General features: G+C 50.4%; 16 protein-coding genes. 2 read left to right on the top strand and 14 right to left on the bottom strand.

All coding sequences use genetic code 11. The features are described 5' to 3' along the window. Positions 1-16: 16 nt before the first annotated feature. The 13 genes from ACDO57_RS01110 to ACDO57_RS01050 all read right to left on the bottom strand — a co-directional run bounded on the left by ACDO57_RS01110 (position 17) and on the right by ACDO57_RS01050 (position 17,626). Complete coding sequence (locus ACDO57_RS01110) at positions 17-988, bottom strand: formylglycine-generating enzyme family protein (protein ID WP_370883430.1); 972 nt, start codon at positions 986-988, stop codon at positions 17-19. Next, complete coding sequence (locus tag ACDO57_RS01105; protein ID WP_090420016.1) at positions 985-1,956, bottom strand: SUMF1/EgtB/PvdO family nonheme iron enzyme; 972 nt, start codon at positions 1,954-1,956, stop codon at positions 985-987. Before ACDO57_RS01105 ends, ACDO57_RS01110 begins: the two co-directional genes overlap by 4 nt. After that, complete coding sequence (locus tag ACDO57_RS01100; RefSeq protein ID WP_370883429.1) at positions 1,956-4,268, bottom strand: hypothetical protein; 2,313 nt, start codon at positions 4,266-4,268, stop codon at positions 1,956-1,958. Before ACDO57_RS01100 ends, ACDO57_RS01105 begins: the two co-directional genes overlap by 1 nt. A gap of 13 nt (positions 4,269-4,281) precedes the next feature. Next, positions 4,282-6,792, bottom strand: a complete 2,511-nt coding sequence (locus ACDO57_RS01095) for a type VI secretion system Vgr family protein (protein WP_024907642.1) — start codon at positions 6,790-6,792, stop codon at positions 4,282-4,284. A gap of 291 nt (positions 6,793-7,083) precedes the next feature. After that, the gene (locus ACDO57_RS01090) at positions 7,084-7,725 is read right to left on the bottom strand and encodes a hypothetical protein (RefSeq protein WP_248165301.1); all 642 of its coding nucleotides are present in this window, start codon (positions 7,723-7,725) and stop codon (positions 7,084-7,086) included. 25 nt (positions 7,726-7,750) lie between these two features. Continuing rightward, positions 7,751-10,384 carry a type VI secretion system ATPase TssH gene (tssH, locus tag ACDO57_RS01085; RefSeq protein ID WP_370883428.1) on the bottom strand — a complete coding sequence of 878 codons (2,634 nt, stop codon included), beginning with the start codon at positions 10,382-10,384 and terminating at the stop codon, positions 7,751-7,753. Positions 10,385-10,542: 158 nt separating this feature from the next. Next, a complete protein-coding gene (gene hcp, locus ACDO57_RS01080) occupies positions 10,543-11,034 on the bottom strand; it encodes a type VI secretion system effector Hcp (RefSeq protein ID WP_023325816.1) in 492 nt (163 codons plus the stop codon). Between the two features lie 4 nt (positions 11,035-11,038). Continuing rightward, positions 11,039-12,763, bottom strand: a complete 1,725-nt coding sequence (locus ACDO57_RS01075; RefSeq protein WP_157189526.1) for an OmpA family protein — start codon at positions 12,761-12,763, stop codon at positions 11,039-11,041. Positions 12,764-12,766: 3 nt separating this feature from the next. Further along, the gene (gene tssL, locus ACDO57_RS01070; protein WP_048990073.1) at positions 12,767-13,420 is read right to left on the bottom strand and encodes a type VI secretion system protein TssL, short form; all 654 of its coding nucleotides are present in this window, start codon (positions 13,418-13,420) and stop codon (positions 12,767-12,769) included. Beyond that, positions 13,417-14,754 (bottom strand): type VI secretion system baseplate subunit TssK, encoded by a 1,338-nt coding sequence (gene tssK, locus ACDO57_RS01065; RefSeq protein ID WP_024907637.1) that lies wholly within the window; start codon positions 14,752-14,754, stop codon positions 13,417-13,419. The genes tssL and tssK overlap by 4 nt, the downstream gene beginning before the upstream one ends. 18 nt (positions 14,755-14,772) lie before the next feature. Beyond that, entirely contained in the window at positions 14,773-16,317 is a 1,545-nt protein-coding gene (gene tssC, locus ACDO57_RS01060) for a type VI secretion system contractile sheath large subunit (protein WP_024907636.1), read from the bottom strand. Positions 16,318-16,349: 32 nt separating this feature from the next. Continuing rightward, complete coding sequence (gene tssB, locus ACDO57_RS01055) at positions 16,350-16,847, bottom strand: type VI secretion system contractile sheath small subunit (protein WP_024907635.1); 498 nt, start codon at positions 16,845-16,847, stop codon at positions 16,350-16,352. A gap of 641 nt (positions 16,848-17,488) precedes the next feature. Next, positions 17,489-17,626 (bottom strand): hypothetical protein, encoded by a 138-nt coding sequence (locus ACDO57_RS01050; RefSeq protein ID WP_159427010.1) that lies wholly within the window; start codon positions 17,624-17,626, stop codon positions 17,489-17,491. Between the two features lie 12 nt (positions 17,627-17,638). Here ACDO57_RS01050 and lpxP point away from each other — a divergent pair, with 12 nt between their 5' ends. Both lpxP and ypdK read left to right on the top strand, forming a co-directional pair. Beyond that, positions 17,639-18,559 (top strand): kdo(2)-lipid IV(A) palmitoleoyltransferase, encoded by a 921-nt coding sequence (gene lpxP / locus ACDO57_RS01045; RefSeq protein ID WP_024907634.1) that lies wholly within the window; start codon positions 17,639-17,641, stop codon positions 18,557-18,559. A 358-nt stretch (positions 18,560-18,917) separates the two neighbouring features. Beyond that, a complete protein-coding gene (gene ypdK / locus ACDO57_RS01040) occupies positions 18,918-18,989 on the top strand; it encodes a membrane protein YpdK (protein ID WP_099458937.1) in 72 nt (23 codons plus the stop codon). Positions 18,990-19,041: 52 nt separating this feature from the next. Here the strand turns inward: ypdK and alaC are convergent, their stop codons facing one another. Next, entirely contained in the window at positions 19,042-20,280 is a 1,239-nt protein-coding gene (gene alaC / locus ACDO57_RS01035) for an alanine transaminase (RefSeq protein ID WP_023308710.1), read from the bottom strand. Between the last annotated feature and the right edge of the window lie 252 nt (positions 20,281-20,532).

Raw genomic sequence — 20,532 nt, 5'->3', positions numbered from 1 at the left:
AGTAAAAGTGAGTCAGTCATTCTTTTATTGGGTCAGGTGCATTAACTACACATCGAACCGTAGTGCTAACAGGATAAGGGTTATCTGTAATTCTGAAACCACGGTAAAATGTTAATCCTACATCACCGGTGGGGTCTGGGTTATTACCGCCACGCAATACTTTTCGGTATTGGCCTGTTCGCTCATCCTTAATAACAGGTTTCTCAGGCCCTTGCGGATTTTTTTTGTCGGCTACATTATAATAATTAGGATCATACCAATCCTTCACCCACTCATAACCGTTATCGGCCATGCCATAAAGTCCAAGAGGCGATGGAGGATATGCATTGACGGGAAAATGAACGGATGTGCTATTAATCCCGACCATATCCTCTACAGCCTGGCGATCCACATCCGTAGCATAATTTACTCCCTTCCCATTTTTTTTATTTTCTCGCCACACACCATCATCAGTTGCTACAAGAATATACTGACCACGGCTACGAGCAGAATATTCCCACTGAGCTTCAGTCGGGAGTGAAAAGGGTAAACCAGTTACCCTTCCCAACCAAACACAGTAATTATTGGCTTCAGTCCAATTCACTATGGCTGGACTATTTTTGAAATGATTCATTTCTGCCAATGTAGCATTCTTCCATTTTTTGTCGAATGTTTGGGCAGGCAGATTATTAATTTTGAGGTAGAACTTATAGTCCTCATGGGTAACTTTAAATTTACTTATGGAAAAACTGCTCAATTCAATTTCATGAAGTGGTTTAGTATCTTTTTCTGAAGAGCAGTATGGGCCGTCTCCCCTCATTTTCTTGCAGAAATCGCCCATCCAGAAAGTCCCTCCTTTTACATAGACTAAATCCGCTTTAACACGGCTTAGATAGCGCTGAATCTCTGCTTGTTCTTGCGGGGTATGTTTTATTGAGTTCGTTGAATCATCACAACCGCAAATAATAAGAACCAATAAAATACTCCATTGCTTTTTTATATTTTTCAATTTACAGGCTCCGCATTATTAACCACGCATCGGACTGTTGTGCCATCAGGGTAATCACTATCTGGAATATTATAACCGCGGAAAAAAGTCAGACCAACATCGCCAGTAGGATCCGGATGATCTCCTCCGCGCCGCACCTTCCAGTACTGCCCGGTATCCTCATCTTTAACAACAGGTTTTTCTGGCCCCAGAGGATCTTTCCTTGGGGAGTGTTGATAATATTCAGGGTCATACCAATCCTTAACCCATTCATAACCATTATCTGCCATGCCATATAAACCGAATGAAGTTGGTGGATACTTATCAACTGGAAAAAACACAAGCAAACCATTTACCCCAAACCGTTCTTCAACTTTATTTCGGTCTTCATCAGTTGCATAGTTTTCTCCTTCTCCATTTTTCTCATTTTCTCGCCAAACCCCATCATCCGTTGCCACTAAAATATTCCTTCCACGGCTACGTGCGGCATATTCCCATTGGGCTTCAGTGGGGAGGGAAAAGGGTAATCCAGTTTCATATTTCAACCAATTACAGTAGTTATTTGCTTCATTCCAGGTTACTATAGCAGGACTATTATTAAAGTGCGTCATTTCAGCTAATATATCATTCCTCCATTTTTTTTCGAAACGCTTCTCTGGCAAACCTGCCATTTTTAGATAAAAATTATAGTCTTCATGTGTGATTTTAAATTTACCTATCGAATAACTACTGAGTTCTACTTCATGAAGTGGTTTTGTGTCTTTCTCTGGTGAGCAGTAGGGACCACCATCCCTCATTTTCTTGCAGAAATCGCCCATCCAGAAGGTACCCCCATGGACATAGACTAAATCCGCTTTAACACGGCTTAGATAGCGCTGAATCTCTGCTTTCTCTTGCGGTGTATGCTTTATTGCACTCGCTGAATTATCACAACCACTGACAAAAACCATTAAAATGAGACTATATTTACCCAGACGATTTTTTGACATTATTCATTTCTCTCCCATTTTTGGTTATACTGGGTATCTACAGGCACAAAATGACATAACGAGGAATAAAACGGGTTTTCGTCACAGTGTAAAAAATACTGTTTCGAACAGTTCGGTGAGAATGCATATCCGTAGGCAGGGCTATTTTTCAGGCGACTCATGACTTCATCAAAATCCCTCAGGTTTAACTTATCAATAATAGCCTCGAGTTCTTTATCCCGGTTGAATCCTATCTGTAAGAATATTGCTAAATCTTCCTGAGCTAGCTTGACGATTGCCTCTTCCTTGCCAGGGCGGACGCTTCCATCTTTTGTTATGCGTGTCAACACCTTCTTCCATTCCCGCTTCGTCTGAATGCTGGACAAAATATGTAATACAGCTTTCTTTCTATTTTTATTGGGGTCAGGTAAAAAACCATCCCCCTGATTATTGATATCTATACGGTCATATGCACCGTCACCCATAAGGATATATAGAGCAATACCCTTTGCCTCAGGAGAAAATAGATACACACTGCCAGGCTTAGCATTAATCACGTTCGCAAAATCATTACGCTCTGTTGATCTACGCTTGGCATCAGTTAGCTGCGTTGATATTTTATCAATAAAATCATTAAAATCCGACTTTATATCTTCAAATTCAGCAGAAATACTCTTATAATATTCCTCATAAATAGCTCGCCCCCCCATAATCAAAACATAAGATAACGCCATAAACGCTTCTTTAGTAATTATAGTCAAATGCTTATAATCAATGCCATATAACTGATAAATAACCCAGATAGCAAACTCAGGAAACAGTTCAGGCGTAATTTCACCTTCTACCTCGCCTTTCGCACCTGCGCCCAGACAGAGGCTACCTTTAATATGGAATCTGAACTTACCTTTTACGAAACGGACTTTAAATTCACCACTCAAACCTATGCCTAACTCCGCATCGCCCCCAAGAGTTAGCGAAGCGAAATCCTGAAATTCCCCCAGATACGCTCCTTTTTTCTTCTCTGACTGACTAATGGGAGGAAGAATTTCTTTTAGCGCCGGAGAATCCAGCCCAAAGGTATGCAACATATTCGGGAGTTCGTCAACCAGCGAATCGAAAGGCTTTAACCATTGCAAAGCCCCCCCCATGCTACCACCGACTTTTGCGCCACCAAAGGCTTCCCCTTTAAGTTCCAACCCTTTTGGGTTCTCTTTGCTGTCTTTAATTGTTACGCCTTCTTTTTTTCGGGTAGCGAAACGCGAACCAGGCGTTCGGTTTCCCATCAGCAACTGCTTATTACCAAACGTAACAAACTGCAGGTTGCCTTCCGCCTGCGCCGAGGCGCCTACATACCCCCTCAACTCCCCCTCAATCTTTGCTCTCAAAATCCCAATTTTCGCTTCCTTGGTATCACTTACCATAAATTTTAGTTCCCAGCCGACCCGATCTGGAACATAAATAGTTGAATTCACTTTGCCGCAAAAGACGGTCAAAGCCGCTTTCGCCTCGCCTTTAATATGTACATTCCCCGTATCCGGGTTCCAGGTATTCAACGTTGAGGCATTAGCCGTAAGCCTCAAGAATTGCGCGCCAGCAGAAACATCAATATAATTACCGTCTTTACTATATTCTTTATATTGATTATTCCATGCATTAGCCCATTCAGTCAGCGTAGCTTCATAGCTAATATCTCCACTGACCGTCATGGTGTTATCCATCATCTGCTTGATGGCATTTTGTGCAGCAACTAGCTTAGTTTTTAACGCACCGATATTGATTCCGGTAATATTGCCTTTATCATCCTTAGTAAAGATCGCATCACCGCTGAATGTATCAACCGAAAGAATAGTAAATTTGCTTTTAAGCGCGTCATAATCAGACTGTTTTATATAAGAGTAGCAACGTCCAAACATTCCTTTATTTAAGGGTTGAACAGGAATCATCTCAACCACGGGTTTATAACCCGTACTCTCATCAAATTCACCTAGTTCAGCCTGAAGATTTTTCGTTGCTTTGTCGAGAGCAGCTTCAGCCGTAGTGATCTTATCCTCATATCCAGGCAATTTATCTTTATTCGCAATATCTTTCAGATTATTACCATAATCCTCTATTGCCTGAGAATAATTGATCTTGGCCTTATGTTGTTTATCTATTACCTCGCTAAGCTTGCTCATCAGTTTTTCAAGCTCCGCGGCATCGCCCTCATCAATAAAAATTAACTCAAGCGTCTCTATGCGAAAATAACACTGACATGACTTGTGCAGAACAACTTTAACATTTTTTTCGACTTTACTTAAAGAATGTTCCGCAACGGGTGTTCCTTGTTTGTTCACTATCCCCCCCTGATTATTCAAAAAATAATTTGATTGCTTTAGGATCCACACCATAATGGGCCTGTGTATATCCATTCTCATCCGTGACGCCACGAATAACCTGTCCATCCTCTGTCTCGATCCGATAAGGAATGTACGGTTTAGGCTGATTATTAGCCTGATCTTTTATTTGGAATCCACCATTCATAGGATTATGAAACTCGGGATCACTCACCGTCACAGGAGAAAGAGCCTGTTCAAGCGACGCACTTCCCCCCCATAAGATAGACCCGCTTTTGAGATCTATTTTACCGGGAGCTCCGATTTCCACTGCGCCGTCTTTGATTTTTATATAGGCACCACCTTTACTAGTCAGGGTTATTCCCTGAGCCGCGTTCAACACAATCTCACTGCTGACGCTGTTGAGGTTCATTGCTTTGTCAGACTGAAGTCGCATGGCATCGGTTTGCGCCTGAATATCCACTTTGCCTCTTGCGGCGAATATCTTCATCCCCATCTTTTGGGCAAATAAGCTTATGGCTTCACCCGCAGCTACAGTGAGTTTTTTCATTATGCCCATATCCACATTCTCACCTGCAGTTGCAGTCAGCGTATGACCTGCAGAAATCTGGATATTTTTTGGTGTCACAAAACCAATACCGGCAGGCGCTGAAGCCAGTAGTCCAGCCCCTTTTAATTGCGCAAGAACCTTACCAAGCTGTTGTTGAGACCCCGTATCGGCTTCCATTGCTCCGGATGCTTTGGCGCTTTCTGCCAGGGAGGTCACCAGCTGTAGCGCGTCCTGTAACTGTGCAACAGCTGCATTCATATCCAACATTTTTCCCTGCGCTTTGGGTTGATCATCGGCGCTTATGAAAATTCCTTTTCCACCCCGGATACTCACCCAGTCATCCGTTCGCAACTCAGCGCCTTCACCGCGCAATGCCCTTTCTGCATTAACCAGGTGTCCTAAATTAAGCTGCGTCTTACCCCCGTACTCCGTGCTGAGCTTGATATGCTCCTCACCCCGCTTGTCCTCCATCCTCAGCTTGTTCAGGCCGGCTGTGCGGATAACATTGCGCGTGCTGTTGGCCTCAGTGACGTGGTCGACGTGGCGGGAGTCGTGCATGGCATGGGCAATATACGGCCGATCCGGATCGCCTTCATGGAAGGCAATGGCGACTTCAGTACCCTGGATCAACGGGAAGTGGAATCCGTATTTGTCCCCACCATAAGGCTTGGCAAAGCGCACTGGCATGCTTTCCATGCCCTGCTTTTTATCATCACGGTCGGCATCAAACTTCACCCGGTACATGCCGGATGCATCCTGCCAGGCGTAGATGTCGTTATCTTTGGCACTGGTCACACGCGCCATCAGGGTGCCGCTGACCACCGGACGCTTTTTCGCGGCTGGACGCCAGCATCGGTTCTCGTAGTACGGCATCGCTACCCATGTCACTTTCAAGGCATTCTTACGGCTGCCGTAGTAGCCAGTGCGGATAATAACAACACCATTCTCCGTTTCACGGGGTAGTGTCGGCGAGATAGCGGTTTCGGTAATGGTAAGAACCTGCGCCGGGCCCAGGGTGTGGTCCGTACTGCTGCCGGTCACTGTAGTCTGGGCGGACAAAAAACGTTCATGCTCCAGACGAGCCCAGAAGTTACCGGTTTCGGTTGCAGGGGTAATTTTGTCACCCCGCTCGAGGTGACGCGGACGATAGTGATACACATCACCATAAGTGATACCGTCACCGTCGCCCCGGGTCATGTCTGCCGGGACGGACGTCAGAATATTCTGCGCTTCGCGATGGTTATAGTCGCTGGCGGTGACCGAACGTTCCACCACGTTGTGCCAGACGTGGATATCCCACACCGAGTCAACGGCATTGTCATTGGTGCCCGAAGGGCTGTTAAGTGGCAGTTTTTTATCGAATGTCCAGGCGCTCTGCTTATCCGCAAAGTGCACCACTTCAGTCTGGGTATCCGGTTGAAGGGTGAAGAAGTAAAAAATCCCCACCTCAGCCAGCAGACGTTCGATAAACGCGAGGTCACTTTCCTGGTACTGATTTATCTGTTCCCGTTTTGGGTAGGTTTGTTTAAGCTTGAATTCATATTCCCACCCCTTCAAACCATGCTCACCAAGAATTTGCTCTACCACTTCAGGCACTGATTTGTTGACGAAGAAACGGTGAGTACGAAACTGCTTATCCAGTAAGGATATAAAAGGTTCCAGAATAATTTCATACGCAACCTGATCGCGTGAACCGGTCAGGCGTCGGAAATTTGTCACCACACCATGAACAATTTTACCGACAACAGAATCTAATAGTTTCCCCACCCCCATGCTCAGGGTAACGGTTTTACTTAACATCATTTCAGCCGTAAGATCCGGATGTGAACTGGTAAAACGAATGGTGTAATGATAGAGAGCACTCATTTGTTCTAAACCATCAAAACGTTCCACATCCAATGGATAAGGGCAGGAAGGAATATCCAGTTTATAGCGATTAAGGATGCCCTCTGTCATTTTAAATGTATTTTCCATTTCTATAATTCCTGTCCTGGGTTAGAATGATATTAAACAGAACCAAACTCAACAAACATTATAAATATTACCTATAATGTTCCCATTCATCATAAATATATTTCAAGGCGAATTTATAAAGTCCATAACCTATGAGAAAGGCTACTATACCTGCCCCACCCAGAATAAAGCGGTAAGGATCGGCTGAAAAAAAGAAACAGTAGAAAGAGTAAACCATACTGATAGTTCCTAGCGTCATCCCGATACTGGCTACGATCCGTGAAACAATGATAAGTATAAAATCTTTTATATTCATAAACCCCCAAAGAAGTATTCGCAGACATTATTAAACTCTTCAGGATTTATCTTTTCAATTTCACAAGCCGTCTCATAAGGCCTAACAATGTCCTCAACAAGATAATAAAAAAGATCAAAATCACCCATACTGTATAATTTCTCATACATTATGGGGTTTCTTTCACGCAAGTACCGCGATGTATAAATAGATCTTGATGCTTCAGCACCAACTCCCAATACACCACCAGCAACAGAACCAGAAAAAAAGGCACCAACTCCTTGAGATATAATCGCCCTTCCGAGGTTACCCCCCGTAAACTGCGAGAACATCATTTTACCTATAACACTACCAGATATATTTCTTGAAAAATATGAAATTTTATGCGTATCTACATGAGAAACAAAATCATCTATAAATGGTTTAATAACCTTATAAATAACCTCATCGTTAAAAGTTACTTTTTTAACCAGTGCTGCTAACCGAAATTTATCATCCTGATTCTCTCTGCGGTGTTCCGTATCTATAAAATCATAGCCAAGATAGGCAAGGCTGACGGGTAAGGAAATAACACCTTTCGCCACAGCACCGATAAACCCAGCCCCATCGATATGAATGGCCTCAAGCATATCTCTGGCAATCTCTTTTGCGCTGTCCATAATTGCTACCCTTTAGATAAACCAGTTAATCAAACGCCAGCACAATCCCTTCTTCGTCATCCCAGCCCAGCGTCAGGCTGTGTGGCTTCTGCTTCGTGGCCATGTGCGTGAGCAGCTGCTGGCTCAGCACCGGCAGAATTTGCTGATTGAGCAGGCTGTCGACGTTGCGTGCGCCGGTGTCCGGCAGCAGGCAGGCTGAGGTCAGCGCGTCATAAAGGCTTTCATCAATGTGCGTGCTCAGGCCGTAGTGTCGATGCAGGCGCTTGCTAACCTGTAACAGCTTCATTTCCACGATGGTACGCATAGCCGCTTCCGCCAGCGGACGGTAAATGACGGTCTGGAAGCGGGCCAGCAACGCGGGCTGGAAGTGGTCACGCAGGATCGGACGCAGCAGCTCGTGGAGATCGCCTTCGCTGGCCTCCGGCTGTTCGTCGAGCAACTGCATCAGGTGGTCGCTGCCGAGGTTGGAGGTCATCAGAATAACAGTGTTACGGAAGTCGATTTCACGCCCTTCGCCATCACGCATAAAGCCGCGATCAAATACCTGATAAAACAGGTTCATCACGTCGCGGTGGGCTTTTTCGACTTCATCGAGCAAAACCACACTATACGGGCGCTTGCGCACGGCTTCGGTCAGGATCCCTCCCTGGCCATAACCGACGTAACCCGGAGGTGAGCCCTTCAGTTGGGAAACCGTATGCGGCTCCTGGTATTCTGAGAGGTTAATCGTAATGAGTGACTTCTCACCGCCGTACATGACATCGGCCAGCGCAAGCGCGGTTTCGGTTTTCCCCACCCCGCTCGGTCCCACCAGCAGGAATACGCCCTGCGGGCCATTCTCGGAGGTGAGACCCGTTTTTGCCGCACGCAAACGCTGGGCGATGGCCTCGAGCGCTACATCCTGCCCGACCACACGTTTACCCATTTCATTTTCCAGGGTCAGCAGTTCGGTCTGCTCATCTTTCATCAGCGATGACAGCGGAACGCCTGTCCAGTCAGCAATCACGTTGGCAACGGTGCGTACGTCCACATCCAGGGAGAGCAGCGGGTTGCTGTGCTGCATGCCGTTCAGTTCCTGCTGCAGCGCGCGCGTCTCGCTTTGACGGGAGATATCCTGACGGCTTTCCAGCAGTTGTTCGGTGAGTTTCAGTTCCTGCCCGTACTGCGTTTCAAGCTCGTCGAGAGCAACGATCAGAGCGTTCTCTTCCTGCTCAATGACGGTCAGGCGTTCACCATGGCTCTGATTGCCGACAGCAATATCTTCCAGCAGCGCCTGCTTCTCCATTTCAAGAGAGGTAATCTGCGAGCGAATGCAGGTCAGCTGTTCCGGCACCGTGTCGAGGCTCATGCGGACGCGCGCTGCGGCGGTGTCGAGCAGATCAACCGCCTTGTCCGGCAGCTGGCGGCCCGTCAGATAGCGGCGGGAAAGCGTAACAGCAGCGCGCACCGCATCGTCGGTAATGTGCACGTGATGGTGCTCGGCGTAACGGGATTTCAAACCACGGAGCATCAGGCAGGCGGTGTCGTCGTCAGGCTCATCGACTTTTACCATCTGGAAACGACGCTCCAGGGCCGCGTCGCGTTCGAAGTACTGCTTGTACTCGCTCCAGGTAGTGGCCGCAATGGTACGCAGTTCACCACGCGCCAGCGCCGGTTTCAGAAGGTTCGCTGCATCGGCGCCCCCCGCCTGGTTGCCCGCGCCGATGATGGTATGCGCTTCATCAATAAATAGCAGGACCGGGGACGGGGAGTGCTGCACCGCATCGATGACGTTTTTCAGCCGCTGTTCGAACTCGCCTTTAACGCCTGCACCGGCCTGCAGCAGGCCCAGGTCAAGGGTACGCAGAGTGACCGTTTTCAGGGATTCAGGCACATTACCCTCGGCAATACGCAATGCCAGACCTTCAACCAGTGCGGTTTTCCCCACGCCCGGCTCGCCGACCAGAATCGGGTTGTTTTTGCGGCGACGAGAGAGGATATCCACCATCTGGCGGATTTCTGTGTCACGGCCAAACACCGGATCGATCTTCCCTTCCTTCGCTTTGGCGGTGACGTCGAGGGTGAATTTATCCAGCGCGTTCTGCAGCGCAGGACTCAGTTCCCCCTCTTTCATTTCCGCACCAGCCGGACGCCCGACAAACTCCACCTCGCCACCGTGGTTCTGTGCCAGCTCGGCTTCGCGCTGCATTTCCGGACGCTCATCCGATTGCGCATCCAGCAAAGGTCGCAGACGTTCCAGCTGGCTCTGAGCAAGCGTTAACAACGGCCAAAGGCCGTCACAACGTGCCAGTTTTGGTTTTTCCACCAGCGCCATAAGCAGATGGACGCTGCGAATGTGCTCTTCACCATTGAGTGAGGCCAGTAGCCAGGCTTGCTGCATCAGAGTCTGGATGTCATCAGAGAGCTGGGGCCGATGGCGCACGGAGCGAGGTTGTCTGTCGAGCCAGCCAAGCAAATCCTGCCAGATGCCATCCATATCCCATTCATAGCGACGCGCCAACACCGTCAGGTCACCTTCCCCCTGCTCCAGCAGCTTCAGCAGCCAGTGCTCCGGCAGAATTTCGGCATGCGCACGGGTCTGACAGAGCGAAGCTGCGCCTTCCATCGCTCGGGCACAGTAAGGGTTCAGACGACGTAACAGGATGGCTGGATTTTCCATGAGATTCTCTCTTTGTCGGTTCCTGGACACGCTACCGCCCCTCGCTGTTCACCAAAGCGCATAAGGTCAGGCAGGCAGATTGTTTTTTCTTTGCTGAGTGCCCGCATCTCAGGCACTCAGCAAAAAACTGCGGACAGGAAAACCTGCCCGCATCAGGATTACGCCGTGGCGCGTTCGTTCCAGGAATCGGAATGAATGATGTTGCCGTCTTTGTAGGTCCAGGTGATTTTTTCGTAACGCAGTTCAACGCGTTCAAGGTGGTTGTGCTTCTCTTTAGAAGGATCCTTGATGTCATACATTTCAGGATTCACTTTCACTACCTTCACGTTTTCCAGTTTGGTGTTGAAGTACTCCACTTCCTGGCCCGCGTCGTTGATTTTGTACCACTTGAACTCAGCGGATTTCAGGGTCTGACCGGTTGTCACCGCCTTGTACAGATACGGGCTGGAGGAATCGATTTCCTTCGTGAACAGGAACGGCGTGTGGATGCGGGTGCCGGTCAGCTTGCCGGTGTTGTTGTCGGTTGGGATGTACAGGTTATGCTCCTGTGCAACCACTTCGATGCTGCCTTCACGATCCTGAACGTCAACAGACCCTTTGATGTCCGCGCCGCCGTCGTCCTTCAGCCAAAGATAAACAGGAATTGCCATGGAATTACTCTCCATTGTGTAGTGAAGCGCCATCATCCTGCGATGGCGCCGGGTGTTTGCCGGGTATCTGACAGGCGTTCGCCTGCGGTACCAGACTGATTTCGACACGGCGGTTGAGCGCACGCCCTTCCAGGGTGTCGTTGGTTGCGACAGGACGGCTTTCGCCATAGCCCTGCACCGCAAAACAGCTTTCGGGCACGTCGCCGGTGTCACGCATCCAGTTGCGCACCGCTTCGGCGCGTTTCAGAGACAGCGTCTGGTTCAGCTGCGGATTGCCCGTGTTATCGGTATGCCCGGAGACGACAATCAGCCAGCCCGGTTTCGCTTTGATGCCAACCAGTGAATTCACCAGCATCCTGGTGGAACCCGCTTTCAGCACGAACTTGCCGGAATCGAACAGCGACATGCTGTCGAGGCGAATGGTTTTCGGTCCCTGGATGATTTTCTTAATGACTGGTGGAGGCGGTGGCGGAGGTGCCCAGTCGCTGAGAGCGGCCTCAACGAGCGGAACCAGGCGCAGCCCCTGATATAGTCCCAGGCGATAACGTAGTGGTTCCCCACGACGCAGCCAGTCGTCGAGCAACGCACTATCAGCCCGCAGGCGCTGCTGCGCGTGCAGTTTCGGTTCAACAGGCTTACCGCTCAGTTGGTGATACAGTGCAAGATGATCGCCAACGTTACGGATGAGACGCTGATTGTTCATCCAGGACGCCAGCATCGCCAACGCAAGGAAAATGCCCCCGAGTAGCCCGGCATAACCCCAGAATACCTTCCGACGGCTAATACCATGTCGGCGTGGTAACGCCGGCAGAAGCAGTTCAGGTAGCGGCAGTGGCTCTGTGGTCACGGCCGCATCCGGCGGCAGCGCCGTCACAGAGGTAATGTGCTGTTGCCAGAGATTGCCCGCGATACCGTTCACTCGCACCATGCACATGCCCTGCACACAGGGCTTCATCACGGGTAACTCACCCCGCCGTACCGACAACAAGTCATTCACCGCGCTCTTCTGCCAGGCAAGCAGACTGTCCAGCCACAGGATCTGACTCAGACGGGAAAAACGTCCGTCTGACCCAGTATCCCGGGCCCACTCCGTCAGTGACACATTGCCCTGACCAGGCTGATAGACCTGAATACCGCTCCGCTGGCTTACCGTGGTAAACCAGACAGGATCGGCTTCCGCATACGCCGCCGGTGGTGACACCCAGGTTACGGTCCATAATGGAGGGAGCGTGCCGAATGCCGCGCGACACTGGACGACAGCACGCTGCCAGCCCCGAAGAGACTGGGTAAAATCATCGCTGGATATGTGCTGCTCAGGCACAACCGCCAGCATGACCGAGATTTGCGACACCAGAGCCGGGCGCACCAAACTCAGGTGCTGTGCAAAGAGCGGTAGTTGCTCTGCATCCTTTACCCACAGATACCAGCCCTGCCGGGTTTCCCGGTGACGGGTTCCGGACACAAAGAGTGGAGCGTTATCACCACAGACAAAGATAACCGCCCCCTGAAAATCTTCCGGCGGCAGGCTTTCATCCACGATCTCACGAACAGCGGTTGCCCTCGCCAGAGAACCCCGACGCTGGCACCAGAAAATAACTCCGGCCGCCAGAGCAACCAGAAGACCGAGTGCTACACGGCTGCCCGTGGACAGTGGCCAGAATCCCAGAACGAGCCACAGCGCCAGAATGGCACCCAGGGCAGTTAACAGACTTCGGTACATATCCCGCATCGCTTACCCCGGCCTGACGATCTGGCTTACCAGTTCGGTAAGCGAAGACGAAAGGAAGAACCAGAGCGCTGCCAGGGCGACAGCGGCCACAACCCAGCTCAGCCAGTACCAGCGACGGCCGCTGCGCAGACGCGATGCGCGGGCAACAATGGGGGCATCTTGTGCCAATGTGAAGGCGGGCACCCGCTCTGCGAGAGCGCGAACAATATCTTCCCTACGCTCATCATCCTGAGCGCGATACTGTCCCACGAACCCCAGTTGCAGAGCCCGGTACATACAGGTCAGGACGGCGGTATCAGGGGCTGTTTCTTTCAGCAGGTTACGGATCCTTTCCCACAGCTCTTCACCTGCGTTGAGGGTACCAAAGAAGTGTGCCTGCAGCGGGTCACGGCGCCAGGTCAGGTAGCCAGCATCGGTGGTTCCCCGGTTCATCACGCTCTCATCAAGCAGTGCACACAGGGTATACACCATATGGTCACGGCTGATGTCGCTGTAACCAGCCTCAGTGAGCGCCGCTTTCGCCTCTTGCACCAGACGGCAGGCCCTCCGGTATAGCCCTTCCCCGTCACGGACTTCCTGACCGCCCCGTATCTGGCTGGCCATCAGCCAGCCCGGGTAGAAAATACGTTCTATCTGGCTGAGTTCAGATTTATTCATGTACGCAGCACCGCAAAGAGTTCGAGATCAACATCCCCCAGCGAGCGCGGGGTATAGAAGGTGCAACAGCCCATCTCAAGCATGGCGCGAGCCGCCTCACTGCTCAGATCCAGCGAGAAATACTGATTCTCAAGGCGCAACGGGATAGCGGCCGGAACATGCGTCAAAGGCTTAATCAGCATCCCACTCAGCGCTACATTCACCACATCCGAAACATCATCAAAGCTGCCCGCTTTACACAACTGCGGGAATTTTGTCTGAAGCTCATGGTTCGGCATGGAAGAACGTACTGAGAGGTAGAAGTCCGCCCCTTCGCGCAGACGCGCGTCGTGCAGGGCACCTTTCCAGATCTGGTCCTGATGCTCGAGGTGGATTCTTACGACCCGCGACGGCAGGCTCGCTTCAAAGAGCTTGTCCAGCAATGCCAGCAAAGGCGGGAATACCCGTTCCGGTGCATCGTGCTGATAAGCAGGAATGTCCCCGGCGTCATGTTCCAGGGAGAATGTCAGCAGGCTGCCGGCAAGACGAGTCAGTTCGCGGTACAGGAGTTCCGGGTGACGATCAGGCGTCTGCAGAAGTTCCGTTAACACCGGCTCGGCGCTGTTCAGCGCATTCAGCAGCCAGAACAGGGAGACATCCGCGACAGCAAAGTCTGCCATCCGCTCATTGCTTTCACGGCGCATAGCCATCAGGCGACGGCGGCGGGCCTGCAGACGAACCAGCAGGTCACCCAGTTCGGTGGCCAGCGACGGGCTTGCAGAAAGGGAAAGCATCGGCGGAATGAAAGCCGGGTCCCGGCTCCACTGCCCCTGAGCATTACGCACCAGGCGGGTCACCGGACAGGTCAGGTATGCCGTATTTTCCTGGCTGGACAAACGCAGGGTCAGCGCATGACGCAAAATGGCCAACTCTCCGCTTTCATACCCAGCCAGTTCCTGCACCACCACACGTTCGGCTTTCCAGCGACGCGGGCGTTCACTGTCCTGTCCGTTATCGAGGTTGCCACCACTGGCGCTCAGCAGCGGCAATGCGGCAACCACCTCAACGGCCTCTGCGCCGTTTGCGGCAGACAAATCACAGACCGGCGGAATATTATCCGCCAGATCCGTATCAACAATCGTGCCATCCTGGAAACTTACGACCAGACGGATGGCATTCAGACGCGAGAGCGCAAGTGCAGCATCATCAAATTCTGCCGCAACCACGCCCCAGGGATGAGAAATACCCATCCGGGCGACCATGCTGGCAACGTGCTCACTCCAGCGGACCTGCTGCTGGAACTGTTGCGGGGCCAGAGCGGCCCCATCCTCCCAAAGTGGGCGGTAAATTTTCATCCCTGATCACCCCTCGCCTTACGATTTCGCTTTCGGCATCTGGGAAACCAGCGACAGGTTGACGTCCATCCCTTCCACCTGGAAGTGCGGAATCGCATACAATTTCACGCGGAAGAAGCCCGGGTTATCCTCAATATCTTCCACCACCACTTTTGCATCACGCAGTGGATGAGATGCCTGAAGTTCGTCGCCCGGATCGGTCATTTCGGTCACCAGACTGCGGACCCAGGTGTTCAGCTCCAGCTCCAGGAGTCGGCGATCCTTGGTAGTACCGATGTTCTCGCGCTGAATCAGCTTCAGGTAGTGGGCGATACGCGACAGCAGGAAGATGTACGGCAGGCGGGCGTTGATGCGGCTGTTAGCCGTCGCATCTGCGGTGTCATACAGAGCCGGTTTCTGAGCGGAGTTGGCTGAGAAGAAGCAGGCGTAGTCGCGGTTTTTATAGTAGGACAAAGGAATAAAGCCCAGATTCGCGAACTCGAACTCACGCGTTTCAGGGATCATGACCTCAGACGGGATTTTTACCTGATTGCCGGTACCCAGGTCATACAGATGGATAGGCAGATCCTGAACCGCACCGCCGGCCTGTGGGCCACGGATTTGTACGCACCAGCCATTATTGATAAAGCTACGCACCATGTTGGACGCGAAGGCAAACGACGCATTCGTCCACAGGTATTTGTCGTGATCCGGACCTTTGACTTCTTCAACATAGTTGAAGCTGCGAACCGGAACGGTATCCGGGCCATACGGTAAACGACCCAGTACGCGGGGCATCACCAGACCGATGTAGCGAGCGTCGTCCGTATCGCGGAACGATTTCCACTTGATGTACTCTGCGCGGTCAAAATAGTTACCAATATCTTTAATCGCCGCGACGTCTTCCATGGACTCCTTGAGGAAGAGTTTCGGTCCTGCCGAGCCGATAAACGGCATATGCGCAGCCGCGGATACTTTAGAGATGTTGCGCAGCAGAGCGACATCCTGCGCTGAAGCATCGAACTCATAAGCGGAAATCAGCGCCGCAATCGGCTCGCCGCCCGGGGTATCATATTCATCAATATAGGCGTGTTTATACAGACCACTCTGGATGATTTCCGGGCTGTCTTCAAAGTCCTGGCGCAGGTCTTCTTTAGACATGCTCAGAAGCTCAATTTTCACGTTCTGGCGAAAATCTGTTTTATCAACCAGCGACTTCACGCCGCGCCACAGACTCTCAACTGCCTGAAAATCTTCATGGTGCATAACGGCGTCGAGCTGGCGGCTTATCTGGTAATCGAGCTCAGCGATGTGGTGATCGATCAGGCTTTTATCCAGTTTTTCGACTTTCGAGCCTGCCTTGGTCAGGCATTCCAGAAAGACCTGCATACCTGCGGTGAGACGCTCGTCAGCGGTCGCATCCGACATCGCCTGCGCATCTTGCCAGATATCCAGCGCGCTCAGTTCGGAGACAGGGTTCAGATTGATTTTCTCAAACAGTGAAGCGTATACCCCACCCACAGCAGGGCGTTCCAGCACCACGCTTTCCCCGCCAGCAGTATTATTTTGTACAGACATGAGCATTCCTTGATTAATCCGTTAAAACAGCATGATGGTTAAGGTTTTTTTGAAGCCAGTGCGGATAGTTCATTTCGCAACTCAGCACTAAGTGACTGATCAAGAACGATTTTCTCCAGCTCTTTTCGGAAAGTCTGGTTATCCAGCAGATTGGCTTTCAGATCGCGGAGCAAGTTGCGCATCGCCAGCATCGCCTTCAGCTGTGGAATTTGGGCAGCCACCTGCTCTGGCGTGAAATCTTTCATGCTCTGGAAAGCCAGCTGAATGTTGTCCTCACCACCATCGTCAGACAGCGTATTTTTAACGGCCAGGTTAACTTTTGGGGAATATTCGGAAAGAACGCTGTCAAAATTATTTTTGGTGATGTTAATCTTTTCGCGCTCAGATATTGTCGCAGATTCCTGCCCATTACTGAAATCACCCGCAACAAGCAATTTCAAGGGTAATTCCATTTTCTTGCTTGCTCCGCCAGTATGCAGGTCAAGCTTCAGGTTAATACGTGCCTTAGGCACCTCATTCTGAAAACTGTCAGCCATCTAATCATCCCTCTTTGTTTTGCTATGCCAACTTCACGGTATCGTTCTTGATGCGCAATAATAGAATAATGATCGAATCAAAATCAAATATGCAGATCTTTTATCTGAGATAAGAAATTTCTTAAGAATTTTCCACTAAAACATTATGGCGAATTACTCTGCCATCTCAGAAAAAGACACTGCTTTTGGTATGCAAACCGAATATTTGTATCGAAAAAATGATCGCATACAGATAGACGCCAGGAAAAATACGTTATATTGATTTGCATCAAAATGTTGAGACCAAAAATCATGAATTGAGGGCAATGTATTATTGCAGCGCAATAAAACAGAATGCTTTTCAGTAATGGATACAAACTGAATTATTGGTTGCATAAATAATACATGAGAATTTTCACATGGAATTTTCCTATTCGCGAATGTTGAAGCGATAAATAAACTTCACAAGTGCGTAATCGGTCACGAATAAGTACGCTGCTCTTTTATCCACACACCCTCATCAGAAGATGCTCTCTCTTCCCGGATAGGGCAGACGGCATACTCTTGCATGCGAGTGATTATAAAATCTGTAAAATCAAGCACCTTCCAAACTGCCGCTTTTTTAATCAAAAACGAGTAATAGCACATATCGTATAACGGTGCTACATTACGCCGCCCGCCCAAATCAGCAGTGGCCAGGCAACGCCGTAAAGTTCGGTAAAGCCTGCAACCATCACCTTGAAGAACGGTCTTATCGGCACGTCGTATCGCAAACTCTGCGCTACCTTTACAGGCTTCACATAGGTTTTACTATTTTGTCTCAATCCAAATTTCAACGCGCGTTTTTACACCCGCGTTACTGGTTTACATGGTTTGGTCTTGGCGTACTCTGGCTGCTGGTTCAACTTCCGTACCCTGTTCTGCGTTTGCTGGGATCGAAACTGGGCAGCGCTTCCCGCGTTTTCCTGAAACGTCGCGAATCCATCGCACGGAAAAATATTGAGCTTTGCTTTCCGCAGTACAATGCCGAAGAGCGCGAGAAGCTCATCGCTGAAAACTTTAAGTCTATCGGCATGGCGCTGCTTGAAACCGGCATGGCCTGGTTCTGGCCGGATGAGCGTGTCCGTAAGTGGTTTGATGTAGAAGGACTGGATAACCTTAAACGCGCGCAGATGCAAAAACGCGGCGTGATGGTCGTCGGCGTTCACTTTATGTCGCTGGAACTGGGTGGCCGCGTGATGGGCCTTTGCCAGCCAATGATGGCAACCTACAGACCCCACAACAGTGCGCTGATGGAGTGGGTCCAGACGCGTGGCCGCATGCGTTCCAATAAGGCGATGATCAGCCGTAATAACCTGCGCGGTATGGTCGGTGCTCTGAAGAAAGGTGAAGCCGTCTGGTTTGCACCCGATCAGGATTATGGACGTAAAGGCAGCAGTTTTGCGCCTTTCTTTGCCGTTAAAGACGTTGCGACGACTAATGGCACCTTTGTCATTTCGCGTCTGTCGGGCGCTTCCATGCTGACCGTAACGATGGTGAGAAAAGCAGATAAGTCAGGCTATCGTCTGCACATCTCCCCTGAAATGGCTAACTATCCGGAAAACGAGTGCGAAGCCGCAGCGTTTATCAATAAAGTCATCGAAACTGAAATCATGCGTGCGCCAGAGCAGTATCTGTGGATGCATCGCCGTTTCAAAACCCGCCCTCTTGGCGAAGCCTCTCTCTATATTTAAGTCTTTCAGGAAGGTTAGTTTCGCTAAGAAACTAACCTTTTCAATCACCTGTCATCCCGTTGAGAAGCCCTCTTTCATTGCGTCGCCCAAAGTGAATTTATTGCGATGCGAAATCAAACTGTCGCCGTTCCACGACACCCGTAAGTAACGGAAATTATTTAAAAAAATGCCTCTTGTCACCCCTCATTTTTAGGCGTACATTAGCGCCGTCTGGCAACAGGAAAGCACAGAATTCTGAACTGGAGTTAACGGCGTAACGGGAAAATTCTCATTTCCGTTTTGACCGGATTTCAGTTCTCTATAATCAGGTGGACTCTGTTTTTAAATGCGTACCACAAGATACGCGGAGCGATGAAACGTGAAATATTTCTTTATGGGCATTTCGGTGATTGTTTTAGTCTGGGCCGGAACCTTTGCCCTGATGATCTAGTGAAGAACATGCAGTCAAAAAAACAGGAGCCATCGGCTCCTGTTTTTTTATGTCATGACGACGCGGGATGTTCAGCGACGCTCTTTGAAGTGAGAAGACCGTCGGCCCGGAACATACTCTTGATGCCCCTCACCGCCTGACGGATACGATCGCTGTTTTCAATCAGGGCAAATCGCACATGGGTGTCGCCGTAATCACCAAAGCCAATGCCCGGTGACACACACACCTTCGCATCCTGCAGCAGCTTTTTTGCAAACTCCAGCGATCCCATCGCCGCGTACGGCTCCGGAATTTTCGCCCAGACGTACATGGACGCCTTCGGCATTTCCACCATCCAGCCTGCTTCATGCAAGCCCTTTACCAGCACGTCACGGCGGCGCTTATACTGGGCGGCAATCTCGTGAACGCACTGCTGGTCGCCTTCCAGGGCAGCGATAGCCGCGACCTGTAGCGGCGTGAAGGTACCGTAGTCGTGGTAACTCTTAATGCGCGCCAGGGCACTCACCAGCGTTTTGTTACCCACCATAAAGCCAATACGCCAGCCCGCCATATTGTAGCTTTTTGACAGCGTAAAGAACTCTACCGCCACGTCACGCGCCCCCGGGACCTGCATAATGGAAGGGGCTTTCCAGCCATCATAGACGATGTCAGCGTAGGCTAAATCATGAACCACCAGCACGTCATAACGTTTAGCCAGGGCGACGACTTTCTCGAAGAAATCGAGCTCCACGCACTGGGCGGTTGGGTTCGACGGGAAACCGAGGATCATCATCTTCGGTTTCGGATAACTTTCGCGAATCGCACGCTCCAGTTCGTTAAAGAAATCGACACCTTCCACCAGCGGAACGGAACGGACCTGCGCCCCGGCAATCACCGCGCCGTAGATGTGGATCGGGTAGCTTGGATTAGGCACCAGCACCGTATCACCATGATCCAGCGTGGCCAGCATCAAGTGTGCCAGCCCCTCTTTCGAGCCGATGGTGACAATCGCTTCACTTTCCGGATCGATATCAACCTGATAGCGATCCTGATACCAGCGCGAGATCGCGCGACGCAATCTGGGAATACCGCGAGAGGTCGAGTAGCCGTGCGTATCCGGACGCTGGGCAACCGTGCAGAGCTTTTCAACGATATGCGGCGGCGTTGGGCCGTCAGGGTTACCCATGCTGAAATCAATAATATCTTCGCCGCGCCGACGCGCAGCCATTTTCAGTTCAGCAGTGATATTGAAAACATAAGGGGGGAGACGATCGATACGCGTAAAACGGCGTTCAGGACTGAATTCAGCCATAGATTCCTCAGATTAACGTTAGCGCCCGGACCGTCCGAGCGACGCTGCCACCGATGTGGCATGCTTAGAAAATAACCTGAAAAAAATCATGCTGTCGAGAGGGAAATGAAAAAAAAGCGATCGCCTGAAAACCGGAACCCGGCAGTGCCAAAAAGCGGAAGCCCCTGTTTCAGGGTTGGCTTTCTGATAGCCGTTATTTAACAGGATGATATCAAAACAGTTACCTGACGATGCGCTGGCTATAAAAAATCA

The sequence above is a fragment of the Enterobacter cloacae complex sp. 2015409 genome, assembly GCF_041365315.1.
In the GTDB taxonomy this organism is placed as follows: domain Bacteria; phylum Pseudomonadota; class Gammaproteobacteria; order Enterobacterales; family Enterobacteriaceae; genus Enterobacter; species Enterobacter pseudoroggenkampii.
Note: the sequence above shows the minus strand (reverse complement) of the source record. Positions and strands in the feature narration are given on the sequence as shown.